The organism is Chryseobacterium viscerum (genome assembly GCF_002899945.2).
In the GTDB taxonomy this organism is placed as follows: Bacteria; Bacteroidota; Bacteroidia; order Flavobacteriales; family Weeksellaceae; genus Chryseobacterium; species Chryseobacterium viscerum.
The window spans coordinates 600018-625191 of the sequence record NZ_PPEG02000002.1 but is presented as its reverse complement, the minus strand read 5'-3'; the positions used below and the strand labels follow the sequence as shown (position 1 = coordinate 625191).

Annotated in this window: 18 protein-coding genes; 1 reads left to right on the top strand and 17 read right to left on the bottom strand. The window is 35.7% G+C overall.

Going from position 1 to position 25174, the window contains the following annotated elements; all coding sequences use genetic code 11:
- Nucleotide 1: 1 nt before the first annotated feature.
- From C1634_RS06420 to C1634_RS25915, 5 genes are all read right to left on the bottom strand, one after another.
- Nucleotides 2–4024 carry a hypothetical protein gene (locus C1634_RS06420; RefSeq protein ID WP_109738071.1) on the bottom strand — a complete coding sequence of 1341 codons (4023 nt, stop codon included), beginning with the start codon at nucleotides 4022–4024 and terminating at the stop codon, nucleotides 2–4.
- 226 nt (nucleotides 4025–4250) lie between these two features.
- Nucleotides 4251–4382, bottom strand: a complete 132-nt coding sequence (locus tag C1634_RS26400; RefSeq protein WP_262509912.1) for a hypothetical protein — start codon at nucleotides 4380–4382, stop codon at nucleotides 4251–4253.
- A 61-nt stretch (nucleotides 4383–4443) separates the two neighbouring features.
- Nucleotides 4444–4821 carry a hypothetical protein gene (locus tag C1634_RS06415; protein WP_109738070.1) on the bottom strand — a complete coding sequence of 126 codons (378 nt, stop codon included), beginning with the start codon at nucleotides 4819–4821 and terminating at the stop codon, nucleotides 4444–4446.
- Between the two features lie 60 nt (nucleotides 4822–4881).
- A complete protein-coding gene (locus C1634_RS25920) occupies nucleotides 4882–5049 on the bottom strand; it encodes a hypothetical protein (protein ID WP_165835276.1) in 168 nt (55 codons plus the stop codon).
- A gap of 378 nt (nucleotides 5050–5427) precedes the next feature.
- Nucleotides 5428–5586, bottom strand: a complete 159-nt coding sequence (locus C1634_RS25915; RefSeq protein WP_165835275.1) for a hypothetical protein — start codon at nucleotides 5584–5586, stop codon at nucleotides 5428–5430.
- Between the two features lie 929 nt (nucleotides 5587–6515).
- Between C1634_RS25915 and C1634_RS06410 the strand changes: the two genes are divergently transcribed.
- Nucleotides 6516–7181 carry a S24 family peptidase gene (locus C1634_RS06410; RefSeq protein WP_228410003.1) on the top strand — a complete coding sequence of 222 codons (666 nt, stop codon included), beginning with the start codon at nucleotides 6516–6518 and terminating at the stop codon, nucleotides 7179–7181.
- A 74-nt stretch (nucleotides 7182–7255) separates the two neighbouring features.
- Here the strand turns inward: C1634_RS06410 and C1634_RS06405 are convergent, their stop codons facing one another.
- The 12 genes from C1634_RS06405 to C1634_RS06355 form a co-directional block, all read right to left on the bottom strand.
- Nucleotides 7256–8149, bottom strand: a complete 894-nt coding sequence (locus C1634_RS06405) for a hypothetical protein (RefSeq protein ID WP_103235011.1) — start codon at nucleotides 8147–8149, stop codon at nucleotides 7256–7258.
- Nucleotides 8150–8300: 151 nt separating this feature from the next.
- Entirely contained in the window at nucleotides 8301–11501 is a 3201-nt protein-coding gene (locus tag C1634_RS06400; RefSeq protein ID WP_109738069.1) for a hypothetical protein, read from the bottom strand.
- 86 nt (nucleotides 11502–11587) lie between these two features.
- A complete protein-coding gene (locus tag C1634_RS06395) occupies nucleotides 11588–14587 on the bottom strand; it encodes a PKD domain-containing protein (protein ID WP_109738068.1) in 3000 nt (999 codons plus the stop codon).
- Between the two features lie 13 nt (nucleotides 14588–14600).
- Nucleotides 14601–17429 carry a hypothetical protein gene (locus C1634_RS06390; protein WP_109738067.1) on the bottom strand — a complete coding sequence of 943 codons (2829 nt, stop codon included), beginning with the start codon at nucleotides 17427–17429 and terminating at the stop codon, nucleotides 14601–14603.
- Between the two features lie 24 nt (nucleotides 17430–17453).
- A complete protein-coding gene (locus tag C1634_RS06385; RefSeq protein ID WP_109738066.1) occupies nucleotides 17454–20507 on the bottom strand; it encodes a baseplate J/gp47 family protein in 3054 nt (1017 codons plus the stop codon).
- 89 nt (nucleotides 20508–20596) lie between these two features.
- Nucleotides 20597–21007 carry a GPW/gp25 family protein gene (locus C1634_RS06380; RefSeq protein WP_109738065.1) on the bottom strand — a complete coding sequence of 137 codons (411 nt, stop codon included), beginning with the start codon at nucleotides 21005–21007 and terminating at the stop codon, nucleotides 20597–20599.
- Between the two features lie 113 nt (nucleotides 21008–21120).
- Complete coding sequence (locus tag C1634_RS06375; RefSeq protein WP_202980636.1) at nucleotides 21121–21411, bottom strand: PAAR domain-containing protein; 291 nt, start codon at nucleotides 21409–21411, stop codon at nucleotides 21121–21123.
- Between the two features lie 5 nt (nucleotides 21412–21416).
- Complete coding sequence (gene vgrG, locus C1634_RS06370; RefSeq protein WP_109738064.1) at nucleotides 21417–23162, bottom strand: type VI secretion system tip protein VgrG; 1746 nt, start codon at nucleotides 23160–23162, stop codon at nucleotides 21417–21419.
- Between the two features lies 1 nt (nucleotide 23163).
- Nucleotides 23164–23883 carry a CIS tube protein gene (locus C1634_RS06365; RefSeq protein WP_103235302.1) on the bottom strand — a complete coding sequence of 240 codons (720 nt, stop codon included), beginning with the start codon at nucleotides 23881–23883 and terminating at the stop codon, nucleotides 23164–23166.
- On the bottom strand, nucleotides 23883–24044 hold the full coding sequence (locus C1634_RS25910) for a DUF5908 family protein (protein ID WP_165835274.1): 162 nt from the start codon (nucleotides 24042–24044) through the stop codon (nucleotides 23883–23885). Before C1634_RS25910 ends, C1634_RS06365 begins: the two co-directional genes overlap by 1 nt.
- Nucleotides 24045–24246: 202 nt before the next feature.
- Nucleotides 24247–24714 (bottom strand): phage tail protein, encoded by a 468-nt coding sequence (locus C1634_RS06360; protein WP_103235303.1) that lies wholly within the window; start codon nucleotides 24712–24714, stop codon nucleotides 24247–24249.
- Nucleotides 24715–24716: 2 nt separating this feature from the next.
- Nucleotides 24717–25148, bottom strand: a complete 432-nt coding sequence (locus C1634_RS06355; protein WP_109738063.1) for a phage tail protein — start codon at nucleotides 25146–25148, stop codon at nucleotides 24717–24719.
- Nucleotides 25149–25174 lie beyond the last annotated feature (26 nt).

The window sequence follows — 25174 nt, the reverse complement described above, 5'->3', positions numbered from 1 at the left end:
GTTATTGTATGTTAAATAAATTGTTCAACCAAATATCGCCATGTTCAGTACTTGTATTTGCAGACCCTAATTTATTTTTTAAATTATCATGCATTTCAGCTCTGTAGAAAACACTTTCACAACGTCTTGGAAGCTGTTGCATTCTCTGCAATTTTAGAAGTGTTGCATTTTTTTCTTTGTCAGTCATACCTGAATGTACAGCTTTTAACGCTTCTACCAAAGGATCTTCTTCCAATACTTGATAAGTAGAAGCTACTGTTAAGTCAAAAGTAACAAATTTATCTTTATGCTCATTCATTTTTTCTATAATTGCTGCCTGTAAAGTATCTTCTGCATCAGCCATAGTCTGTTTATTAAACTCATCCGAAGTTAAAATTAGATTCAATCCTTTCTTATAGCCTGAACCCAAAAACTGATCGCCAATAATGTGAGCTGAATTTAACAGCAGACCATAATTATATTTTCCTAATTTTCCTGCCGGTATTGTGAGACCACGAGAACCTACTTTTTTCAAGACCAGGTTTCTCCCTTGATTTATATGATTTACAGTTCGTTTACTTACATCTTCTAAACTAATTGTAATGGTAAAATCTTGCTGCCCATATTCATGAGCCTCTTTATCATAATAATAAGTTACATTCACTTTATGCATTCCAATAGCTTCTAATCTCACATCTTTTGGCTGAAACTCTTTATGCTCTCCTCCATCATTATCAAAAATATCTCTTAATTGATAGGTATCTCCAAAGTTTTGGATCATTAGACCTAATCTTTGCATTTTAGCTTGAGCTTTATCTATTTCAGTTTGGGTTCCTGAATCCTCTGCTTTTTCTAATTCTTTTTCTGTACGGCCTTGTATATCTTTTAGTCTAATTAATTGATGTTTTATAAGTTCTGATTTACCATTATAAGCGCTTGAAGCAGGGTATCTTTCAACTTGTTCTTTTCCTCGATTTAATTTTGTGGAAAGTTTCGTTTTCTTACTTTCCATATAAATTTCATTATCCTCAAAACTTAATGTGTGAGATTTTCCAGACATAGAAAAAGATTCAGAACCAATGTAATTTTTATCTTTCTTATCTTTTTTATCCTTCTCTTTTTTCTCCTTCTTATCATTCTTGCCTCCAACACCAATTTTACTAAGCAATCCTTTAGCTTTACTCTTAACAAAAGTCCAGAACTTGGTAATAGCCTTCACAATACGTTCCCGTATTTTTCGAATGACACCAACCACTTTATCTGCCAATCCTCCTATGCCAAGCAATGAAGCTAAAAATCCAATTAATACAGGGATTGCTCTCCCCAATGCATTTTCTATTGATTTGGCTACAGCACCTACATTTCCGCTGGCAATAGCTTTTATACTCTCCGTAAAGGCTTTTACCAACTCCATTATTTGTGCTGCTCGCTGGATGAAGAATTTTACGACATCTATAATCGCCATTGCGGCTTTTACAAACGCTCCTACCGGAGTCAATAATCCCATAATCCATTTAATTCCCGCCTGTATTACCTGCGTTTGGACGATATCCATAATGGTATCCATTATTGTTTCTTTCAGGTCGGCAAATTGGTCTTTCAAATGCTCCCAAAGTCCAGCAACACCGTCTTTACGAACGATCTGCACCATTTCAAAACCTGTTTCAAGAACTTTCATTACAGGCTCTCCTACTACTTTAGAACCAATAGCTCTGATGCCGTCCCAGGTTAATCCAAGAACCTGTGTGGTAATGGAAAAAATACCTTTTAACGAAAATATATCTTCCGGCATGGTGATAGAAACTCCTTTCATCGCTCCGGTTAACCATCCGAAGAAACCTGTTTTAAGGTGGGTCCAGATATTATTTCCGAAATTGGTAAATCCTTGTGAAACTCCGGCTATAAGATTTGATAAGAAATCAATAGGATGTGCAATAATTGATAAAATCACATTGATGGCGCCTGAAAGCAAATCGGTAAGGGTTTTCCGTATATTTTGTATGGTTTCCCAAACTCCTAGTGTTGCTTCTTTTAAAGCACTTAGCAATCCCTGGTTACGCTTTTTAAAGTCAGCAACCATATCGTCAACCTCTTTCAAAGTGTTGCTATATTTGGTTACCAATGAATCGATCAATGAGGATTCTTTTTCGCTGATAGAGCTCTCAAGCTGTTTAAATTGTCCCTGGATAGCATCAATATCGCCTTTGATGGCTTTTTTGACATCTGCAGGGAGATTTTTAATAAAGGTCACTACCTTCTGACGTCCGGAAGTGATGGCCGTTTTAGCTTTATTCAATCGGTCGGTTACCAGATTAGCAATAACATTAATAGTGCCATCCAGTTTCTGCAGGAACAATTGGCGTCCTTCAGCAAAAAATGCGTCTACTTCTTTTGGTAATCTTCCATTCCAGGCATCTTTTATACGTTTACCATATCCGCGTACATCATACCAACTGCCGTATCGTTTTTCTTTGTATTCGTCTGTTTTTTTAGTAACATACTTTTCAAAGGCATCTTTAGCCACTTTAGCACCGGCATCAAATAAGAGGGTTACTTTACTTTCCAGATCATTTAATTCGCCATCTACCGATTTTTTAGTATCAGCATAGATTTTATTCAGCTGGCTTACAACTTCCTGGTGTTTGCCTGTATTTTTTTCACCTGCTTTGTTCTGTTTTTGAGTTACACCATCCAGCATTTCTTTTCTGCTGTGATGCATGCCTTCCATATTACTGTTGGTTTTGCTTTGTGCTTCCTGTTTAGAATCTTCCAGCTTTTTGCTTTCAGCAGCTTTAAATGATCCAGGTGCAGTTTCGGAATTTTCCTTAGCTGCTTTTTTAGCATTGAGTGTATTGATAAAAGTAGGCTCATTTGAGTTCGCCAACTGCTCATCGGTAATATTATTTTTTTCAAACTGCTGCTCAACTGCCTTGTATCCTTTAGTAATAGGTTCACTTAGCTCAGCCTCACCTCGTTTACCTGGTACAGTTGCTTTGATATTAACTTTTGAACCTATTTTTGGATCGGGTAGCGCTGTTGCTATACGTTGCTGAACTTTTGATTCGTTTGGCTCCTGTTTAGAAACTGCTTCAATACTGCCTGTTACATTATTTTTGGATGCTACAACATCTGCTCCAGCTGATTGATTCACTTGGGCAATATTGTTATGTGCTTCAAAATTGTCAACTTCTTTTTCATTGGTCGGCAATTTCATGTTTTTGATTTTGGCAGCCAATTTAGCCTTGAAATCAGAAGCTTTGAAAGGACTTGATTTTTGCTGGTCAAGCTGTTCTACCTGCTGTCCGCGTGCTTTCGATTTGCGTTCGCCACCAGGCACTGCTGCAGCGGCATTTGCATGCGTTTCTGCTTTTTCTTTAGTGGTATGGGCTCGTTTTGTTTTGGCTGTGCTTTTAACCAAACCTACCGTTTGATTGAATTGTGGGTCACTATGCGGATCTGTTGGCGTAGTTCTCACTGAAGCATCTTCCTGCTCGCCAGGTAAAACCAGTTCTGTGCTCATATCAGATGCAGCAACAGGAGTTTGAACAGACTGCGCATCATCCGGAATAGGTTCCGGAATCTGAGTTGCTGCTGTTTCGGAATTCCTTTTGGTGCTTTGAGCCATCGCTGCCTGTTCTTGCACTGTTTTTGGCAGATAAGTCCCCGATTTAAGATTATGATAATCACTTATTTGATCAACATTCAATGTTGTGATATATCCTTTCTCAACTTTTTGGGTATCGGGATGATTGATATCGCCGGTTTGTGATAAACTCTCTTGAAGTTTATCATACATTATTTCTGAGCCTTGTCCGTAAATGTTTTGCGAACTATGTACGGCTGCAATATTATCATTGAGATTGGTTCGGTTCGTGTTAGGATTTACTGATCCAGCCTTACGGGTCGAGTCTTCAGCCTTTTGTGTCTGCGTACTGACCACTTCTACCTCGGATAGAGGTACGACCACCGGTTCTTTCGGCCTTTGCTTTTTGCTTTGGCTGTGGTGGGCTTTATTGTCTTTTTCTACAGGATTTGCTGTTTTCATTGACTTAGTTTTTTAATTTCATATTGATTTAAAAGGCATACAAAACGCAATTAATATAATTGCGTTTCATATACCTGTTGAATGTGAAAAATCAAACCTGGTTGGTCGATTTTTTTTAAAGAATTTAAGTAATCAGAAGTGACAACTTTGGGATGAGAAACAGGCAATGCTAGGCCACTTCTAGTTTTTTGCTCTCTTGTTATATTCAAGTTTTCTGGTTCAAAATTCACTCTTTTTCGGGAGAATTATCTGTTTTTTGGATGATGGATTCTGTAGTTGCAGTAAGGAATTTTTCAGAAATCTTTTTACCGCGGCAATCTAAACCTCCGGATAAATTATTGACATCTTTGCAATCCATTCATTGTACTATATTTTCCGGACTTCCGGAAATGTTACCATCTATAGTTTTTCATTTTTAGTTAATTCATGTCATCCTTTTTTTCTTCCTCTTCTTCAGGTTGTCTATTGGTCTTAATACCATATCTGTTTTCTATAAAAAGATTCACTGCTTTATCAATCCAGTTAGGCAGATTGGTAGTGATCATTTTCAGGAATTTATCATAGCCATACCCAAGTACAAATAATACTCCTGTTGAATACCATTTGTCATGTAACTCGGCTCTATTCATCAAATAACTCATTGTAAATCCAACGATTACAACAATTAATAATGTAATAAAATGTTCCCACGGCTGTTTCTTCTCCTTATTTTGTATTGAGACCAGTACTCTTAATAACCCTCCTGAAAATGCTATTGCAGTTCCAATCAAAAGGGCTTTTATACTATCCAAATTCATTCTTTTGCTATATATTATTGATTAAAAATTTTTGTTTTTTTACAATTTTCAGATGTATAATTATTCCTGATCCAGCATGTACATATGATCTAAAAATTTTTTGCTTTTACGGATATTTCCAGTCTCATTCAGATATGCTAATTCGTCAATAAGATCACTGATATCTTTACGGGGCTTTTGCAGCTTTTCCTTATCTTTTTTCTTCTTTTTCTTTTCTTTTTTTTTCATGGTTTCTAAGTTTCTAAGTTTTATTGAATGAACAGTTGTTTTTTAATCTTTTGGGGATTGGTTTCTCTAATACCCTAAGGTCAGACGGTTTCTATTTTCAGGCCTATGTTTCCACTAAAAACAATAGAACTTAAAAGCAAAAACCGTTTTTCACCTTAGTATTTTACTATCAATTTAAATTTGAGAAAGAGGTCAGGACAACCCTTTGATGCATCTGATCTACGGGTAGTTATTGGGGCAGGATAATAACTTTGAATCCTTTTCTATCTTTTTAGAATACTATCATTTCGAGATCCAATTCATAAGTTCGCTCTAAAAGATTATCTTAATGAAGTTCAATGCAGTATTACATGAATACATTGCCTGAACTTTGTTTTGCTAACTTTGAAGAAGAATATTATATATTGTTCTTTCGGACAAAAACAGCATTTCTGTTAACTCGGTAACAATTACCTTCATCTGTTTACTTTGATTACGTTTTACATATTCAATAACGAAATCTTTTCTTTTCTCTACTAATTCTTTACTACGTTTCATGTTCTTTGGTTAAAAGTTTGTTTGTTTTTAAGGCTAAAAGTTTATTTTTGAATCAGACATTTATCATATTTCTTAAATTCTTACTGTTTAATTGAGTCCATAAGGTACCCTAAAGGCAGATTTTAAGCCTTCGAATAGATATCCAATTACATTATTTAATTTTTGGTTTTTTAGAAGTCGACACCAGGTACTTTCTAATAGAAATGATACCTCAACTTCTTTCTAAATTTTACTTTTTGGTAAATCATTCTATGGATGCTTATAATGAATTGATATTCTATAAGCACACAGAGTCAGCATTTACTTCTTGTATTTGTTTATAAAGAGCATAACATCCTTTTTGTCTATATTAAATTATTCTCAAAAACAATTGAGCTTGTTTAACAAATTTTATCTCCTCTTTAGGATGTATTAACAGTCTTACTGATCACTATAATTAATCGATATTTTATAGATTGACCCGTAGTGTGAGTCTGCATTTTTTAGTTTACTTCGTGTTTTCGAAAAACAAAGAGCCAACAGCTGCTTTATTTTTAAATCAATCAAAAAATAAACACATTTTCCTCACTGATAAAACCGAACAGAATAAACGCACAAAAAACTATTGTCACATATATTAAAAATGCACTTTTTACACTTATTTAGATTAAAAAGATTTTTTTGTTTTAATTAGCGCATGATAAAACAAAATCTAACCACAAAGCGTATCAAGTATAAAAACCGTTGTTTAACTTTTTGATTACAAGGATTTATATCATTCAAACAAGGTTTTTAAATATTAAAACAACATTCAATTATAAATATAATTTTGTATATTTGTACGGTTCTATCTGAACAGCGAAACAAATATACGAACATTGTTCGTTTTTCAAAACACAAAAGAGAATATTTTTCATATTTTTTTACAAATAAACTATAAACATATCAAAATGAACTATTTAGAATTCAAAGAAATCAGAAAGAAACTAAACATGAAGCAGGCTGATATTGCAAAATCTATAGGAGTAGGTACCAGAGCTGTTCAATATTGGGAAAAAGGCGAACGAAAAATACCGGAAACAACGGCTTATTTTGTAACCAACTTACTGTTGGAACAGCAAAAGGAACTCAATAATGATAGTGCATCACCTGTTGTTTTTTCGGATTTAAAAATCATGAATGTTCCGCTTGCCAATCAATATGCACAAGCTGGCTATCTAAGCAGATTTGCGGATGAAGAATATATAGAAAGTCTACCCACAATTCCTTTTACGGACGATGTGGAACACCGGGGTGAATACATGTGCTTTGAAGTAAAAGGAGACAGCATGGACAACGGATCGTACGAAAGCTATCTGGAAGGCGACATTATTTTATGCAGAAATATCAGACAGGATTACTGGATGAGTAAGCTGCATTATGACAAGTGGGATTTTGTAATCGTTCACAAAGAGAAAGGAATTCTGGTAAAAAGAATTATCAACCATGATGTTGAGAACGGTATTATCACTCTTCACTCCCTGAACGAATATTATGAGGATTTCGAGATCCATCTCAAGGATGTTGCGAAGCTTTTCAATATTATAAGTACCAGACGTAAGAATAACAGAAGATAACTGCCCGGGTGAATAAAATCCTCAATTTCTTGAGGATTTTATTGGGGCATTCTTATATAAGTTAGCTAGGATGGCTAACATTTAAATCTTTGTGTTACATCTACTATTTCAGCTGTTTCTGACTTCACTAAATAAATAAAACTCGGATTAATACTTGAGAATCTTATCCATAAGATTCCATTATTTTTGAAGTTATCGGGTGCATTTTGATAAAGTTTTTTTATATTTTCTGGTATTGCAAGCAAATCATTATTCAAATAAATTAAACTTCCTATCATTGGTTTATCCGTACTCAAAGCTACTTCTATCTTCAAAATGGGATCTCTGTCTCCATAGCAAATATCCTCAATCAAATCATCACCACTAGCCTGGCAACGGGCTTCTAAAGGATTTCTCCATGTCCCGGATTGAAAAGTAATGACATTTGACCAATCCGAAATTCCATTTGACTTGCAATATTTTCTTATTCTTATGTATAATTGAGTATTATTAGGAATCTTTCCACTTTTCATATCAATATATTCAAGCTGGGCGTAATCAAAAGCTCCTTTCACATAAATAATGTTTGTAAAATTACTATCTGTTGCTATTTGATATTCCAGCGTTACAAAATCATTAATATCAACCCAATAATCCATTACTATCTGACCATCCTTCAGTACTTCTACTGATTTTATAACCGGAGCTCCACAAGAAGAAGGAGCGGTACACCTGTCAACTACCAAAGTAGCATTGGTCTTAGCAGTAACATTCCCTATAGCCAACTTTACTTCCAAATGGTAAGTGCCCGGAATTTGAATATCTTTAAGTTCGACCTTATCTCCACTCTGAGGCAATGGATTATCTATGTCATAAGTAACTATAGTTCCCGATGCCGGCGGGTATTCGTAATTCACCACAGCCTTTGTTATTGCCTCGGAAGAGTTGTATTTTATATTAAATGAAACATCACATTTTGATCCTATCATTAGATTATATTTTTATTGTTATTATTATATTTTTTCTAATATCTAAGGGATGTTGTAATCATTTTGAAGATTAAAAAACACCCCTTTATATTAGATATGGCATAAAGAAATCTGTTCTTTTCAGCAATTTTCTTTATTATCTGATCACGGATTAAGATTGATCATAAAACACGTCTACCTTTGCTACAGCGATACCAAATGCATCACTATTACGATCCTTCACTAAAAGCCGGAACTCATATTTTCCAAAACTTATATCTTTAACTGTCAGATTAGATGTATCTGTTCCAATAAGTTTCACATCCGGACCTGTTAATTTACTCCAGAAATACAGAAGGTCTGTAGGTCCATCGGCTAATCCTTTCAATCCAAATTCCCGACTGGAGAAAGGAACTCTATCTGGTCCTTCCACCTTAGCGATAACAGTAGGCAAAATATCTGTGCAGCAATTGCCATTAGTAGGGAAAACAATACTCTCTATCACAACCGTCGGACGATATTCATTTTTATAGGAAAGAATGTTTGAAGTAGCTGTATTATTTTTTGCATCTATTACAACCACTCTATATAAATTTGTACCCAATCCACTTATAGAGTCTGTAAATGTCGTTCCGTTGAAATTACCAGTAAACAAACTCCATGTAGTCCCATTATTAGTACTTTTCTGAATCTGAACGCTGGCAAGATCTCCATCCTGATCGCTTGCATAAACATCAACCGCATAGTTACAAGTAGGCTGTGTACATACCCTGTCTCCATTTCCTAATATATCATTCCATTTGATTGATACAACAGGTGGGTGATTATTCTGATCTTTCATAATTCCAATATCATCAAATCCCGGAAGATCCTGAGTATTTTCTTCTTTTTTACATGAACCCACTAAACCGAATCTAATAGAGTATTTACCTAAAGGCAATGTAATTGTTCTTCGTGGACGATATGATCCAGGTTCATAATGCCATCCATTTTCAAGATCACTTGAATCATAAATATTCAAGCCTGTTATTCCAGAAAGATCTGAAGGTAAATCCCAATCAAAAGTGAATGTTTGGGTATCATTACCATTATCAAGAATTATATATTTAATATTTGAAATCACCGGACACTCTTTGGTCAGGGGTAAATTTACAGGTATCGTCTCACTACATCCGCCGCCACTCACTTTTACCCTTACTACTGGAATATTTTTTGGATCCAGATTAGAATACTTGTAACTCACATACCCATTTTTATCTGGGTTTATAGGAGCCCAAACATCATTACCCAGGAAATCCCAGCTGTAAGTATAGTTTGCAAAATTTTGTCCTGAAACTTTAAAGTTTACGATGGTTGTTTTTGAATCTCCTCCAGAATAAATGACAGGTTCAACGACTTCTATTTTTATATTGGGTTGTGAAATCACTTTGATACTACAATTGGTAGGCTTCCCGTTGACAGTAAAGGTAATTTCCTTGTCAAGCAGACTTAAGTCTACCTTTTTCGGATTAAAGAAATATTGGGTACCTATTAATTCCACACCCCCTTTTACATTTGCACTGACATTAGCTTTCACTTCTCCATTCGCAGGAATTACTTTAAAAGGTATAGGGCGGGATTCTATACAAATAGTAGTGGTTGGCAAGCTCAATTCAATTTTATTTTTTGGAGTACAGCATATGTACGGAAGTGAAAAATCCGCGACAACTTTATTGTCTCTCCCAATATTCTGATAAACAATAACAAATGTTCCTCCCCGCTGAACACCACGTTTGTGTTCCAATCCCGGATGTTTTTCTAAATATTCATTGAAATAGGCTTTTACCAGGTCTTTATTATCTTTTAGCTCATTCAAAGACACCAGCATAATATCAAATCCCAGCTGCTGCTTATCTCTGATTTCCTTTATTTGATCAAAAACTGTTTGATAATCCAATCCCTGATGTCCTTCTATATTGTAAAATGAGCTTTTATCAATATTAAAACTCAAAGGGTCTTTTATATATTCGTTTAATGCAAACCCTGTATCATATGCCAGGTTATCTGTAAATGACCGATTACTTGTTTTATCAAAGTTCCACGCTTTTAAAAGTTCTACTGAAAGCTCATAGTAAAAAGGAACCGCTTTGTTGCTCAGAGGATTCAATTTTTGCGATGGCGTAATTTTGATCTTTTGTTGAGCCCCAATTTCAACGAAGTCAGGATACTTGAAACTCAGTACCTGCTGATTAAAACGATTAATTAGTACTTTGACTCTTTGTGTGGTTTTCTCATCATCCAAAACAGGCGAGTTATAAAACTGATGTCTTGAGAAATCTAATTGGGTATCCGATAGTAGTTTCCCAAGCATGATATGTTTAGGAAAAGAAACTACATCAGGAAGACACTTGGTAAATGCTTTAGGAAGCAGCTTTATAATTTCAGAATAGGTATCTGCCAAATCCTTCACTACATCATAAGCATACTGAAAACCAGATTCTTTAGCAAGGAACTTATTTAATGTGCTTTTGAAAACTGAATGGTTCGCTCCTGAAGTTCCCATGAACTGAGAAATGGCATTGATTTTTTGAAAAAGAGCTTCACCATACCCATTTTTATCTAAAGCTTTGATATACAGATTTCTTAAATCAGTAAAGGAAAAAGGAGTGTCAATGTCATTTTCTAAAATAAGCTGTTCTACAATAACTCGCTCCTGTTTCACAGGCCCCAGGATGTCATCCACGAACAATGGATGAGGCTGAACCTTATCTTTTCCAAGAATATAATTGATTCCGTTAGCTGTAGTGACTAATACTTTGAGATTTCGAATTTGCTGGATTCCATGGTTATCACAATCAACTCCCCTACAAGGTTTCACTTCTTTTTCATAATCTTCCAGATACAGCAACAGATATTTGTCTTCTAAATTTGAAAGATTGCTGATGGGTTGAAAACCTGAATTTGCTTCCTCATCTGTTGCTAATTCCCACAGTTCAATCTGGTTGTCTTTTCCATAATAAAATGCCGGATAATTTACTTTAAAATTATCATACTTTTTAAAATAGGTATACTTTTTACTTTCTATCTTGATGGTCTTTAAATCACTTACATACAGATCTTTACTTACCTCACTGGTATTATTCAAAGTCAGCAGATCTCCGTCGGTTGTTATAGCCACTCCCTGAGAAAGTTGTATGCCGCTCAATAGCTTATTTGTATAAATAAGATCTGGTTTGAGACCACATACAATACCTACCCCTTGCAGCAGCACTTTTGACAAACGGTCCTGGTCTTCAAAAAAATCTAAAAACTCGTTGAACTGGGGGTGTTCTATGTATTGTCCTTTACTGAATTTGCGGTATTGGACTGCTATATTACTTAATTGATTATTCATTATTGTTCATTTTTTAATGATTCATTAAGGTCTTTTAATAAACTTCATAGGCAATTTATACTGCCTATGAAGTTATTATTTGACTATTATTTTGTCACTCCTGTACAAGGGTTTATCTTTAAGAAATTCCCATTTGGATATCCTTTATAAATAGGAACTGTAGCGTTTGCTAAGAAGATTTCTGTATAGGCAACATCCTGGTGACAACCAGTTGGTGGTCTATTATTAACAGGTAAAGCACATTCCAGTGAAAACTCTACAAAACCGTCTGTTGTTTTTGAAGCCATGGTTTTAGCTTCGGCTTGAGTGATAATAATTTCATTATATCTACTCAGCGCAGGAGTACCAGGTTTATGATTGTTTCTATCCTGATTACCTCCTGTATTACTTAAATGTATATTTCCAATATAGCCAGGATATGGGTTTATTCCTCCTATCACAATACCGTTTCCTGTTAAGTTGAAAGTAGCATCATTACAAACGTGACCAGTGTCTACATCATCTCTATACTGAATGACCACTCTCATACCACTTAAACATGCAATCGTAGATTGGCCTTTTAATTTCAGCGGAGCTAATTTGTACACAGTGCTACAGCCGTTCGCATTGGTTACTGTAAGGGTTGGATTGAACGTTTTTTCTTGTCCTGCAACAAGCTTGTACACATGAAGTTTTGTGTTAGCAGGTGCCTCATTATGCTGTATTGGAGTACCATCATCAAAGTTCCAAGTAAATGTAAGACCTGTAAAGTCACCGGCAACTTTAAATTCAACCGTAGCATCTGGGTTGTTTGCATTTTCGTCCGTTGTAGGAGCATCATAGCTCACACTTCCTGTGGTAACAGTTACATTAGGTTGTGGATACACGACCATCTGTGCTTCCACCAGATCATCATTAACTGTAAACGTAATGGTTTGTCCAAAATAAGCTGCGTTAACCAAACCAGGATCGAAGAAGCTTTGACCTCCGGATTGCGTAACCGCAGGGATCTGAGTACCATTTACAAATGCTTTCACTTCTCCGTTTTGCGGAACGATTGTCATAGCAATCGGAGCATCTTTCTGACATAGTTTACTGTCTGGCAACATCAGGAACACAGGTTCCTTTTTAGAACAGCACAGATAAGGTAATGAGAAATCTGCAAGAACCTGATTGTACGTTTCTGATGCGTAAATTAAAACAAAGGTTCCCCCCGGTTCTACACCAGCTACATGCTCCAAGCCTGATTTTCTTTCTAAAAATTCGCTTAACAGTTCGCTTACAACATCATCTTTTTTAGGATCTTGTTTTACCACAGTAACTCCTTCTGCTGATCCGTCTTTTGCGAATTCAGCTTTATTTAACAATCTTAATTTCTCGTCTAACTTAGAAATATTTAGTAAGGTGTTTTGTGAATCTCCTTTTCTATTACTGATATCACTGGAAATTGATGTTAATTGTTTTCTAAGGTCATCTATTGATACTGTTTTTTCATTGGATACATCGCCACCAATCAGTTCACCTTTCTCTAAAACCAAAGCAATAACATCAAAGGCTAATCCGTATTTTGTTTTAAGATCATTGATATTTTGTAAGGCTGTTTTGTAAGGCAATGTTAAATGGCCTTCAATTCTATAGAAATCGTTGTTATCAATATTAAAATTCAACGGATTCTGAACAAAATCGTCCCCGGCCAGATTGGCTGTATGATAGCTTAAATTGTAAGTTTCTCTATCGGTTTTTGTTTTTTCAAAGTTCCATTGAGCCAATAATGGTTTATCTACATTATAATAATAAGGGATCGCTTTTTCACCCAATCTCACATAAAGATTGGAAGGAGTAATTTTAATGGCTCCCATATACGATTGAAATCCATTTATTTTCTGTACAAAACGATTGGCAAGCATTACCACTTTTTCGTAGTTCTCATCATCATTTGTGGTTACAGGTGAATGGTAAAAACCGTGACGGAGTGGAATATATTTTCCTAATTCCTGTGTGGCTCCAACAGCTCCCAACATAAGGTGTTTAGGGAATGAAGCTATAGCCGGACAGCATTCTGCATTAAGATGCAGGATCAATCCTTTTATTTCATTGTAGGTATCAATTAAATCTTTTAGCAAGTCATATCGATACTGATAGTCGTCAAAACCTCGTACCGTATTCTTAAATAGGGAATCCAATTTATCAAAAAGGGACTGTCCTCCCAGGTTGACACTCACATTAAAAGTACTTGCAATTGCATTAAACCCATTGCTTAATTCTGCAACAGAACCAATGGCATTTTGGAATTTCTCTTTCAATTGCCTTGCTGATACAACATCAGGGTCCAGAATAACTCTTTTGGCTTCTATTTTAGGCAACTGATCAAAAAGTTCTTCATAAGAATTGTGAACATTATAGATCGTGTCTTTTGCATCTCCCAGCTTGATAAGATCTAAAACAGAATTTGAATCTGCTAAAAGCACTTTGAGATTAGACACCTGCTCAGCACCGGTATTGTCACAATCTGCATCCTGACATGGTGATTCTTCATTGGAATAACTTTCTAAATACAGAATTACGGTTTTACCATAGATGTTGGTGATTTCTTTTGTGTGCTTAAAATCTCCAACATTAACACCCTGGTTTTTTAATTGGGTATATTCTTCCTGCGTAATCAATTCTAAAAGAGGGATTTGTTTCCCTCTAATAAGAAAATGTTTGTACCCGACCTTGTCAATATAATTTCTAAAATATTTGTAAGTATTAGTAGTGAAATCGATAGTAACTTCTGCCTCTTTATCTGTTTTCTGGCGCAGGGTTATTAAATCACCATCTGTGGTAACTCCGGCACCTTGTGTAATCGCAATTGTATTAAAATCAAAATCAATCGCTTTATCTTCAGATCCAGACTTTTTTTCCATTACAGAATCAGGCTGTAAAACAAAATCTATGTATGTCGATTGAAAACCACATACCACTCCCACCCCGCTCAGGCGAGTTCTTGAAAGCCTGTCCTGGTCTTCGAAATAGTCTATAAATTCGTTTAATTGCCCTTCTGTTAACGCTTGATTTTCGTTGAACTTTCTATATTGGGTTGTTATATTATCTAATTTAGCATTCATTGTTTTTCGGTTTTTATATGTTTGATTGTCCTAATATGATTTTTCCGTCTAAGCTGTCATTATCATCCATTGCGCAGTCCAGAAGTCTTCCCGGTCTATAAATATTGTTTAAATGGGTAAGAGCGGTCAATAAATCTGTAATGCTGTTTCCAAGGTTGACAATATTGTTTCTCGATTTATCTGAAAGGTATTTTTTAAAGGCTACTTCAAATTCAGACAAGTCATTCTGAGCAATTTCAGTTTCTGTCAATCGATCTCCCACCCAGCAAATTTTTGCTAAAACATGGGCCGGAATCTCCTGTCTGATAACTGTTTCGGCATAGCGTCTGAAATCAGGATCCTGGAAACGATAAGCAAAGCCCGGAAGAACAACGCTTACCCTGTAAGAATAAGGGTCAAAAACATCTGTTTCGCAATCTTCTTCACAAGAATGCATGAAGGCTTCTGAATATTTTATTGGATCTTTTGCAATACCTTTTTCTTCAAGGTCATACATTATTCTAAAGCTACCTTCTATAGACATGCAGCCTATGCCCCCCATGAGTTTATAATCTTTGGAGGTTGGCTTTAGTAATAAGTGCTCAACAAGGAAAATACCTTCTTCTGTAAATTCATATTTAAAATACTTCACGATCTCCCTAATCCCCTCTTTCAATAATGGCAATGATGGATAAGGGTTAGTTTTTTTGTGCGTAGCAATGACATTCTGCTTATCGGTATCATCCAGAATCTCCAGATAGAAGTTACCTCCCAATGAAACACGGATTTTTATATTCCCAATTAAGCAGTAATTATACTCACATGCTATTAGTTTTTCTATTGTATCTTCGAGATGCTTCTCATCTAATCTGTCTAGTTCATTTTCAAGATCTTCCTGATCTATTTGAATCGTCTGATAAATCGCTTCATTTAAGCTTTTGGTTGCAGCGTACTCAATTTTATAGGTATTGACAGATGATAAAATAATATTGCTATTAGCATCTTTTATTTTCCAGGTATAGCTGTCTTTATTGTTACTATCTTTTGTTTTGATGATTGAAACAGGCGACTGAGATAAATTTCGCTGCCTATAATTTTTAATCCCCAACAAACGGGCTATTCTTTTCTGTGCACCGGAAATATTGTTGGTATTCCAAATATCTGAATCCCCAATTAATGTATAATTGTAACCCAATCCTCTGTCTTTACTTAATGATGTATACTCATGCAGGAAGGTTTCTTTGTTACTCAGGACGATTTCATCGGCAGATTTTCCATACAATGACTTCATTAGGAACGTATAATCACTGAATGTTTCAGCAAAACGAGAGGTCAAATGATTCAAAACTTCATTTCGGCGCTCCACACTGTTATCCAGCTCTTCATATAACGAATCTGTAAGCTCATCCTCGTTAGTAGGATAATCATGAACCAACTTGTCAAAGCCTTTAATATTTTTAAGAACCTGGGTAAAATAAGTTCTTTTCAAATCACCATTTACACTTAATACTTCTTTTACTTTTTCAAGGTGTTTGAAGTAGCTGGCAAGGATCTGGTCAAAAAACAGCAAATAGCCTTTCAATTGTTTGGCCAGAGCTTCTCTCTCTGGAGAATGATTTCCAATAATCCCTGATACTCCTACTCCATATGTATCCGGAAATTCATTTAAAATAGTAGCATAGTTTGCGATATCATATGAATTTCCCTGTGGTAAAGTCAATTCTTTATTTTGTCTTGCATCATCCCTCAATACTTCTTCTTCTCTTTTAAGAGTTTCTAAATATTCCTGAACTTTTTTGTCATTGATATTTAACGGAAGGGAACCTTTACTGTAGCTGAATGAACTTAGGTCACATAGCTCGGGTTTTCTGCCTTTTTCAATGCAGATCAGCCAGTCATTGGTTTGTTTGATCACGCTATCACACCCTGCAATAGAAATTTCATGAATTTCTTTAACTCCGTCAATTTTCATCACTTCACTGATGATATCGGAAAGACGGACTTCTTTTCTTAACTGGCTTTTTTCAAGTTCTTCAGTATCAATAAAACCATTGTCCAAGAGGGGACCTTCAAAAATCTGATCTGTAGCCAGACCTTTGTCAAGCATTTGCTTCAGTGAATAAAAATGAACCTCCGGAGACAGGTAGTTATTGATCGCTTTTATTACTTTAGCGTGTACCAGCTCTTCATCGGCTTTGTTTACAAGTCCGATGCGGGCACATACGGCCACTTTTTGGGTTTCGATTTCTTTAATTTCAGCCAAATCTTCGCAAAGACTTCTATTGGCATGGTAACGGTCTAATATATTGATATTGACATTGGATTTTTGACATCCATTACCTTCAGCATCAATATCTTCGGCATAATCTACATAAAGATCGTACAGTCCTTTCACCTTAAGATCTCGTATTTTTTCTCCAATCGGCTTAAAATCTAATTTCCCGGTTTTGCAGTCAACGTACAACGTTTCAGTTTTAGGAACCAGCCAACAATTACGGATTGGTCTTTTATGACCTGCCACCAGGTTGATATCTATGAACAACTTTCTATAGTCAAGCTCGTTTAAAGGTCTTGAAGGTAAAATCTCTGTAGCCTTTAGAAACTGTGTATGAATGTCTTTCTTTACATCTTTGGATGCTAAGATATCTTCCATATTCAGGTTCATTCTCATCCCTAGGTCTGTGATGGCATAACTTAAAACTTCCAGTGTGGTAATACCAGGGTCATGAGAGTTATAATCGGTCCAAAGTTTTCCTCCTAATTTTTCTATGTATTCAATACCTGTTTTTCGTAGAAAATGAAAATCTGTTTGATCTCCTGTTTCTATATTTTTTGATATACTAATGTGCTTATTTTCTGACATGATTATGTTTTCTTCTTATTATTATTAAATACATACTTGGTCCGTAATACTTACATCGTGCTGCTTAGCAGATACCAGGATTGATTTTGGATCTACTTCGATTAAAGATTGTTTTTGTAAAACATTATTTACCAATATCTTTATCTCATCAATATAATCTACGTAATACAGCTGCTCCAAGTAATTAATGAGCTGATTAACATTTAGTTCCACGTTAAAATCGATATCTTTAGAATCTGTAAAAGCCCATGGCGATATATATTTTTTAATATCTTCGTCTAATTGCTGGATGTAAAATGTTTCGTCGTACTGCTCAAAGAACTTAACCTTCGTTTCTACTTTTGCTTCTTTATAATTTGGATTGATTACCTGAGCGTTAACATGCATCGTATTTAATTCATTGACATAATTTTGAATTTTATTCAGACTGGCTCTGCTTACTCTTGGCTGATAGACATCAAAAGCATTTTTATTTTTAATATTCGGCACTACCATTAAGGTTACATGTCCCGGAGCCATATATGATTTTTCAGAGGTATGATTTAAACATTTTACCTTAAAGACTTCCGGAAATTCCTGTAATACCAGTTGTTCGTAGTCCCATTGGGTAATGGCTCTGTGCTTATGTCTCAGTCTTTCACTCACCCGTCTGTAGAACTCTGTGTCTGTTTCTTTGTATTTACCATCGAAAGAATTGTAAGGCTGGCTAACCGATTTCACCTGAGGCACTCTGGTAATAAGCTTAGCAATAGTTTTTGCTTTCAATCCGTTATTCAAATGGGACAGATCATTGTCCTGATTCTGGAAGGTTGCCAAAACAGCCTGAGTGTATATTCCCTGAATTTTACATACCGCATCATAACTTCTTTGTGATTTGGCTCTGATCCAAAATAATCCGTTGGTAAACCTTGTATGGTTGGTATTGATATCTTTAGGAATTTTAAACTTTACAATACCTGATTCCAGAAATCTTCTGGTCTCATTCTGCAGCATATCATTCGACAGACTCACCCATGTATTATTTGAAAGGATATGCCATTCTATAAACTCTTTTTCCTGGAAAGTTTCCACTAAAGGATTTTCACTTCCTTCCAGCATTTGGATTAATAGTGAAACGGTGGTTTGAGGCATTGCTTCCAAGCCGATGTATAGCTCCCCTCCGTTTCCGTGTACAGGTACGATACTCTTCGTTTCAACTTCTTTTTCGTACTGTCCGAATGCATCTTCATGATACAATTGTACCCCTTTACTTTTTGAAGCTACATTTTCAGAGCTTTTATCTAAGTACGAATATGCATTTTCCTTTGCAGTGTAATTCAGTTCTATATCTTCAGCAAAAGGGATGTAGGGTTCGTTTGGAATCAGTTTGCCGCTAGTAGGTTTGCTTGATAATGCCAATGTATACAGCTTAGGGTATACATCCTGTAGTGAAGACTGGTTCAATGTTAATCGTATAGACTCACTGGTACCAGGCTCTTCATTGGTATTATTGATAGAAAACTGGGTTTTATAAGCGCCGTCTACTTTTTTGAATACATCAATATTATTGGCTTTGGCGTACCATATTTCTTTTTCCAACAATGCGGTATCTGCTTTAAAATAAGCATCAGAACCTACAATTGATGAATTTTTTAAGCCTTCAAAATCCTGTAAGCTGATATTTTGATTAGGCTGAATGATGTATCCGTTGTATAAATCTTTTATAGAATCCGGAGTATTTTTCCAATGGATACTAATGTCTGCATTGAGCCATTTTTTGGAAAACATTTCAGGACATTTGATATAGAAATTAGATCCTTTAATGGGCTGTGCAGTGAATGGATAATACGGTTTTTCCGAATTTAATGTACTGCTGTCATTTTCTATCTCTATTGATTTTACTCCTTTTACATCAACTGCTATTTCTATATTTTTTATTAGTTTTTCTGAAAGAGCTTCGTAGATATCGTAGTACTTTTCTCCTTCGATCATAAACCTTACGACCGGGAATTGAGTTTGGAATGTTTCTGACAGCACTTCCTTATTGTATTTTACAACTGCCGGGAAATCTTTGGGCAGTGTAAAAGAAAGTTCTAATCTTTCTTCTTCGTTTTTAATACATTTTAAAACGATGCCCGATAACCATTCTTTTTCACCACTACAAAGCACTTTGATATTATTCTCAATATATTTATCTTCAATTTCCTGTAGTTTTTGAGTCGAATTTTTATTAAAATCGATTGTAAGCGTGACTGTTCTTTCCCCTTCTTTTAAATCAAATAAAGAGGATGCCACTGAAAAGCCTAGTTTAGCTTTTGGGAGCTCTTTGTAAATAGATTTATGCGAAACTGTTTCATCCGAGTTATACCCGAATGGCCACCAATAGTTGCTGTCTTCCGGTAGTTTATCTCCCAGCCCATCAGCCGTATTGGCTATGGGAGCCATTTTTAGCTCTCTTTTTTTAACATCGTTTAAAAAACTTTTAATTTCGACTACTTTTGCCTGGTTGGCAATGAGTTCTCCATTAGTTTTGTACACTCGCTTTTTTCCAGCAGCGTCTTTATCACCATCCAGCAGTGTACCGGCTGGAATTTTTTCCTGAATTGCTTTTTTTGCTAATTCAAAAATCACGTAGACTTTGTCTGATTTAGCATCATTTTTCTCAATTTGAAGTATTTCATTATAATAGAAATCCAAATGCCTTTTCGTCAGATTGTTGAAGGCTTTTTTTGAGAAATCTAATAATTTTAAAAAACAAACAAATAATGTCAAGTGAGGGGTCAAGTTGCTGTCTTGTTCAAACTGGGACATAAGATCTGTAACCTGTTTTTTCATACTTTTATACTCAATGCTTTCCCTACGCGGCATTATATCATTGGTATCATCACCCAAGAAGAAGTTTCCCCAGTTTCCTTGTGGTTTTGTATTATCATCTTTGTCAAAATAATTTACACGCTTAGCAAAATTGTTTGCAAATAATAGCCAATCAAACAAATCGAAATCGTGTAATTCAAGATTGCTAGGATCTAATTCTGCTAAAAAGCGCTGCATTTGTGATTTTCCTTCACGATAATGTGAAAATGTATCTGTTTTTTTCATTTGTTTATATTTATCTTTCTATGGTCAGATGCAATACTTCATGTAGTGTTTGGTAGTATTCAAAATGGCTACAGACATCCCGTAATTCATTATATTTCGGTAGCTTCTCCTTTATAGAAAGGAAAAACAATATTGCTTCTTGTATTAGTATTTCTTACTTCGTAGTCAACTTGTATCAAAACTTCTCCCTGAAGTTCTTCCTGAGTATCGATATCAATACTTAAAATATTTATTCTAGGCTCATGATATAAAATAGCACGCTCAACAATTCCTTTCATTTGGGTAATAAGCGTTAAGTCCAGAGGTTTAAAGAGCATTTCCTGCAAGTCACATCCGTAGTTGGGGAACATGACACGTTCACCCGGGCGCGTCGACAGCAAAATAATAAGGCTATTATTGATGTCTTCTACATCTGTGGTCATTGCCAGTTTTCCTTCAGTCTGATTAAACTCAGGCGGGAAGCTCCAGCCTATTCCTAAAAAATCTGTATTTATTTTCATACGTTATTTGTATTATATTTAATTGTAACATCTTGCATCTGTAACATAGAGTTTTAGTTATTCTAACCGTTTTGTTATGGATGTTTTACATTTTTATTTTTAATTAAATGGGATCATCCACCTATCAAAACAGTAGCTTCACCTGCGGTTATTACCCCTCCATGAGCGGTAGAATCTCCCATTCTTGCGGCTTGTTTTCCGCCGATCAAAACACTTGAAGATCCTGATGCAATAGTGTCTAATGGACCTGTGCACATTGCTTTGTCTCCAACTCTTGCTGCGGGCATACCTCCAATAAGTACCGTAGGTTCTCCTGCCGGAATGATGGGTCCTCCCACATGCGGAACGGTGCCTGTCACCATAGGACAAGTATGCATGTCTGTAATTCTTGCTGCCGGTTTCATGATTATTAATTAATTTTTACTTGAGATCCTTTTACAACTGTTACTGCTCCTGATTTAAGTTCTGAACCGGAACTGCCTTCTGCTTTTAACTGCGCAGATGCTTTTAAACCGATATTCGTTCCTTCAATTTTCACGTCGCCTTTTGCCTTGATTTTGATGTCTCCTGCACTTTCCATACTAATACCATCTTTATTAAGGGTAAGAATATTAGAATGTTCATCTTCTATTTTAATGACGTCTGCATCTTCATCTAAAATCACTTTTTTTCCTTTTGGTGTCTCCAGGGTATATGAGATTTTATCATCATTAAAAATCATTTTCATTTCGCTTCGGGTGACAAATCCTTTTTCATGATTATCATCAGAAGCTACAATTGGAGCTGGTTTTGCACTGCTGTTCAGCATTCCTAGCACCACGGCATCATTGGGATCGTCATTAATGAATCCGATGATGACTTCATCTCCGATTTCCGGTCTGAAAAATGATCCTCTGTTTTCTCCTGCATCAAGGGTGGCTACTCGTGCCCAAATACCTTCTTCCTCGTTATTGATGATGGGTATTTGCACCAAAATTCGATCTTCACCATCCGGATCTGATTCTAATTGTGATACTACCCCAACATGTAATCCGCTTATGGAAGGAATAATTCCTGAACCTGGCATTTCGCTTACATCATAGGTTTCTGAAAACCACGTTGGAGAAAGCCCAAACTGAGCATCTACCAGCCAATTTCCTTCGGCTATTTCATGACGGACACCGGTTACGTATATTTTTCCGTTAAATCGGTTTCCTACCCCCTGAAGTGTTAATGAAACTCCCGGTATTACAGATGGAATTCCTTGGAACTGTACTCTTCCTCTGGTTTTTGCTAACTGTTGAAAAGTTGCTTTCGCATCGCTCCATTCCTGAAGCTCGCTTTGGGTAAGATTTCCGCCATGTTTAAGCTGTAGGTCTTCAATTCCAAAAACATCTGCTAAATCACCGGATGAAAGATTTCCATTGAGTTTAATAGCCGGATCCTGTGCTTCAACTTCTGTCACTTCCTGATCGGTATAGCTCCATGTTTTGGCTGTAATCTTGTTGAACTGATCTCTGGCATCTATCTCTCCGTCAAATTCATGTACGGAGGATCCGTAAACCACTGTTTCTACGGCTTCACCACTAAAATCAGGCTTAGCGACTTTTATCGTTCCGTTATCTACAAAACAAAGTTTACCGTTAGCCTGCGCTCTGGTTAACATGAAATCCCAATCAGAAGCCCGGTACTGGACCAGTTCTTTATGTGAATTTGAAGTAGCTTCTACATCGGCAGTTGCACCGCTATTTCCTATTAATTCTTCAATGATATCACTGTCTTTGCTGTCGTAGAAATATTTGCTTTTTCTCCCTAAAGTCATTTTCACAGCTTTATCTCTACATTCGATGATGAGGTAAGAAGAACCGTTTCTAACTTTGATATTGTGTTTTACAACAACTCCTTTAAAGATGGTTTCTTCTTCAGAGTGGTATCCGGCAGTGATCTCAATTTCTTTTCCAGGAATTAACAGATCTTCATTGCTTAGCTTGAAGTCTTGTTCCGGCACACTTCCGTCTAAAATAACAATGTGGGCATAAGGAATTCTGTTGATTTCTTTTTCGACTACAATGCTTTTCACACCATACTTGCCCGGCAATTCTGTACCTCCGGACATAACCTTATAGGTAATCAGGTCTGAGTTTTTTGCTGTTTGTATGTATCCGCTATTGTTCATGTTATGATATTTTTTCTAAAGGTGGAAAGTATAACTCATCCCCTGGGATCAACTGTCTGAAATTGATAAGACCGTTCACTTTAGCTACTTCCAAATAGTATTTAGAATCGCCATAAATTCTTTCGGTCATTAAGGGAAGCGTATCTCCATCCTGTATTATCCTTTTGTGGGTAAGGTCTGGTGAATTATTTTTCTTCTCTGCTGCTTCTAACTTAGGGCTTATAGATTCACTAAATTTTGCTTTTCCTATGGCTCTCAAAGGCTGTCCTTTGTTGTCAAACAATTTGTATTCTACAGTAAATTCTGCTAATACTCCTTTAAATTCAAAATCACCCCAATTAAGAATAACATTATAGGGTTTGTGGATAGGACCTGCAACCTTTCCTGTTGCTTCATAAAAATCCGTAACTTGCTTTTTTACTGATGTTTTCTCAAATAATTTTCCTTTAATTTTATTAATAAGCTTATTACCAGTATATGCTTCTGTTACTCCTGTACCATCAAATAAAAATTCTAAAAGTAAATCAGTTGAAGGTGATGCAACATATTTTAAATCTGCTTTAGCAGTTCCTAGTGCCTGACCAGGTTCAAGTTCAGTTTTATATGTGACGGAATAACCTGTAGGATTGATAAAAGTTTTAAAGGCATGATTAGCAATTCTTTTATCGTAATCAGAGTTTTCGTACGTTCCTATTGTCAGTTTTTGAAGTTCTCCTCTCATTATCTTTCTTTTTTACGTTGTTCTATTTTTACTACTTGCTCTACACTTTCGCTGATTGCCCGCATGATTTGTGCTCCATCTACCGATTGGTTAGTTGTTGTTGCTGCTGCTTTTTCGTCCACATTTATTTTAATGTGAAGCTCTTTTATTTCTATTGGCATTTCGTTTGTTTTTTAATTAATCATTAATACGTAAAAAACTTAAAACCAATTATTTAACGTATTTATTTAAAAAAATCTAAGCACATGAAGGGTGTGTTCAGTCTCGGTTATAGACTAATCTGTTGTTTTTTATGAAAAAAGATGTTGCTAAAAGTTATCTTTAAACTAACACACGCTCTAGTGCTTAGATTTGATTTAGAAATTACAAGCCTAAGCTTGCTAACGATGAGGGTATTGTGAAATATCTATATTTCAGTTCTATTGTTTCAATAGCAAGTTTGCTTTCTTCGGCGTTGAATTCTGATACTTCCCATTTTACAGGGTAAGCACCCACTACATTCCAAACCATTAAAGGGGCTGTAGATTGAAGTCCTCCTGCAAGAGAAACAATCAGGTTTCTAGGCTCAAACTCGAAGTTTTCCATAGCATTTCTACACCAGCTTATCAATCCTGAACTTACAATTAATCCACGTTTAAGAACTAAATTAGGATATTTTGGTCTCAAAGGAAGTTGATGAGTAAATCTGTTTTCGCCTCCTTCGGCGTATTCTTCAGTGCTTATTTCAGTTGATAAACCAGATATAGACTGAAATCTGGAGTCAATACCCTCAGTTGTTGAGATCCCATTAACAATAAAAGAGAAACTGGTTGGAGGATATAAGAGAGCCATGATTAGTTATTTTCAATAGTTAATCCTTCGTGTGCAATTTCTAAAGTTTCCAATGCTACCTCATTACCTTCAGCTTTCAAATCTGTTGACTGTAATTTAAGTGGGAATGCATTTTTCACTTTCCAGGTAACTGCAGGCTCTCCGTTCTCGTCTAAAAGAGAAATAGTAATCGATCTGCGCTCTACTGTATTAAGCTGAATCGTCTTGAACCACTCAAAATACTCATTATCACTCTTGAAAGTTCCTCTTTTTAAAGTGATGTTACTGAAGCTTGTCATTCCAGGCATTTTCATCTTGCTGAAATCCGGGCTTGCCCCATGTCTGTATTCAATCAAAGCAGTTTCTGCATTCAATCCTGTTACTTCCTGAAAACCTACCTTTGTTCCGCCCCAATCTACTTCAAAGGCAAATTTTACTAATGGATATGTACTCATAATTTTATTTATATTTAATTGTTATT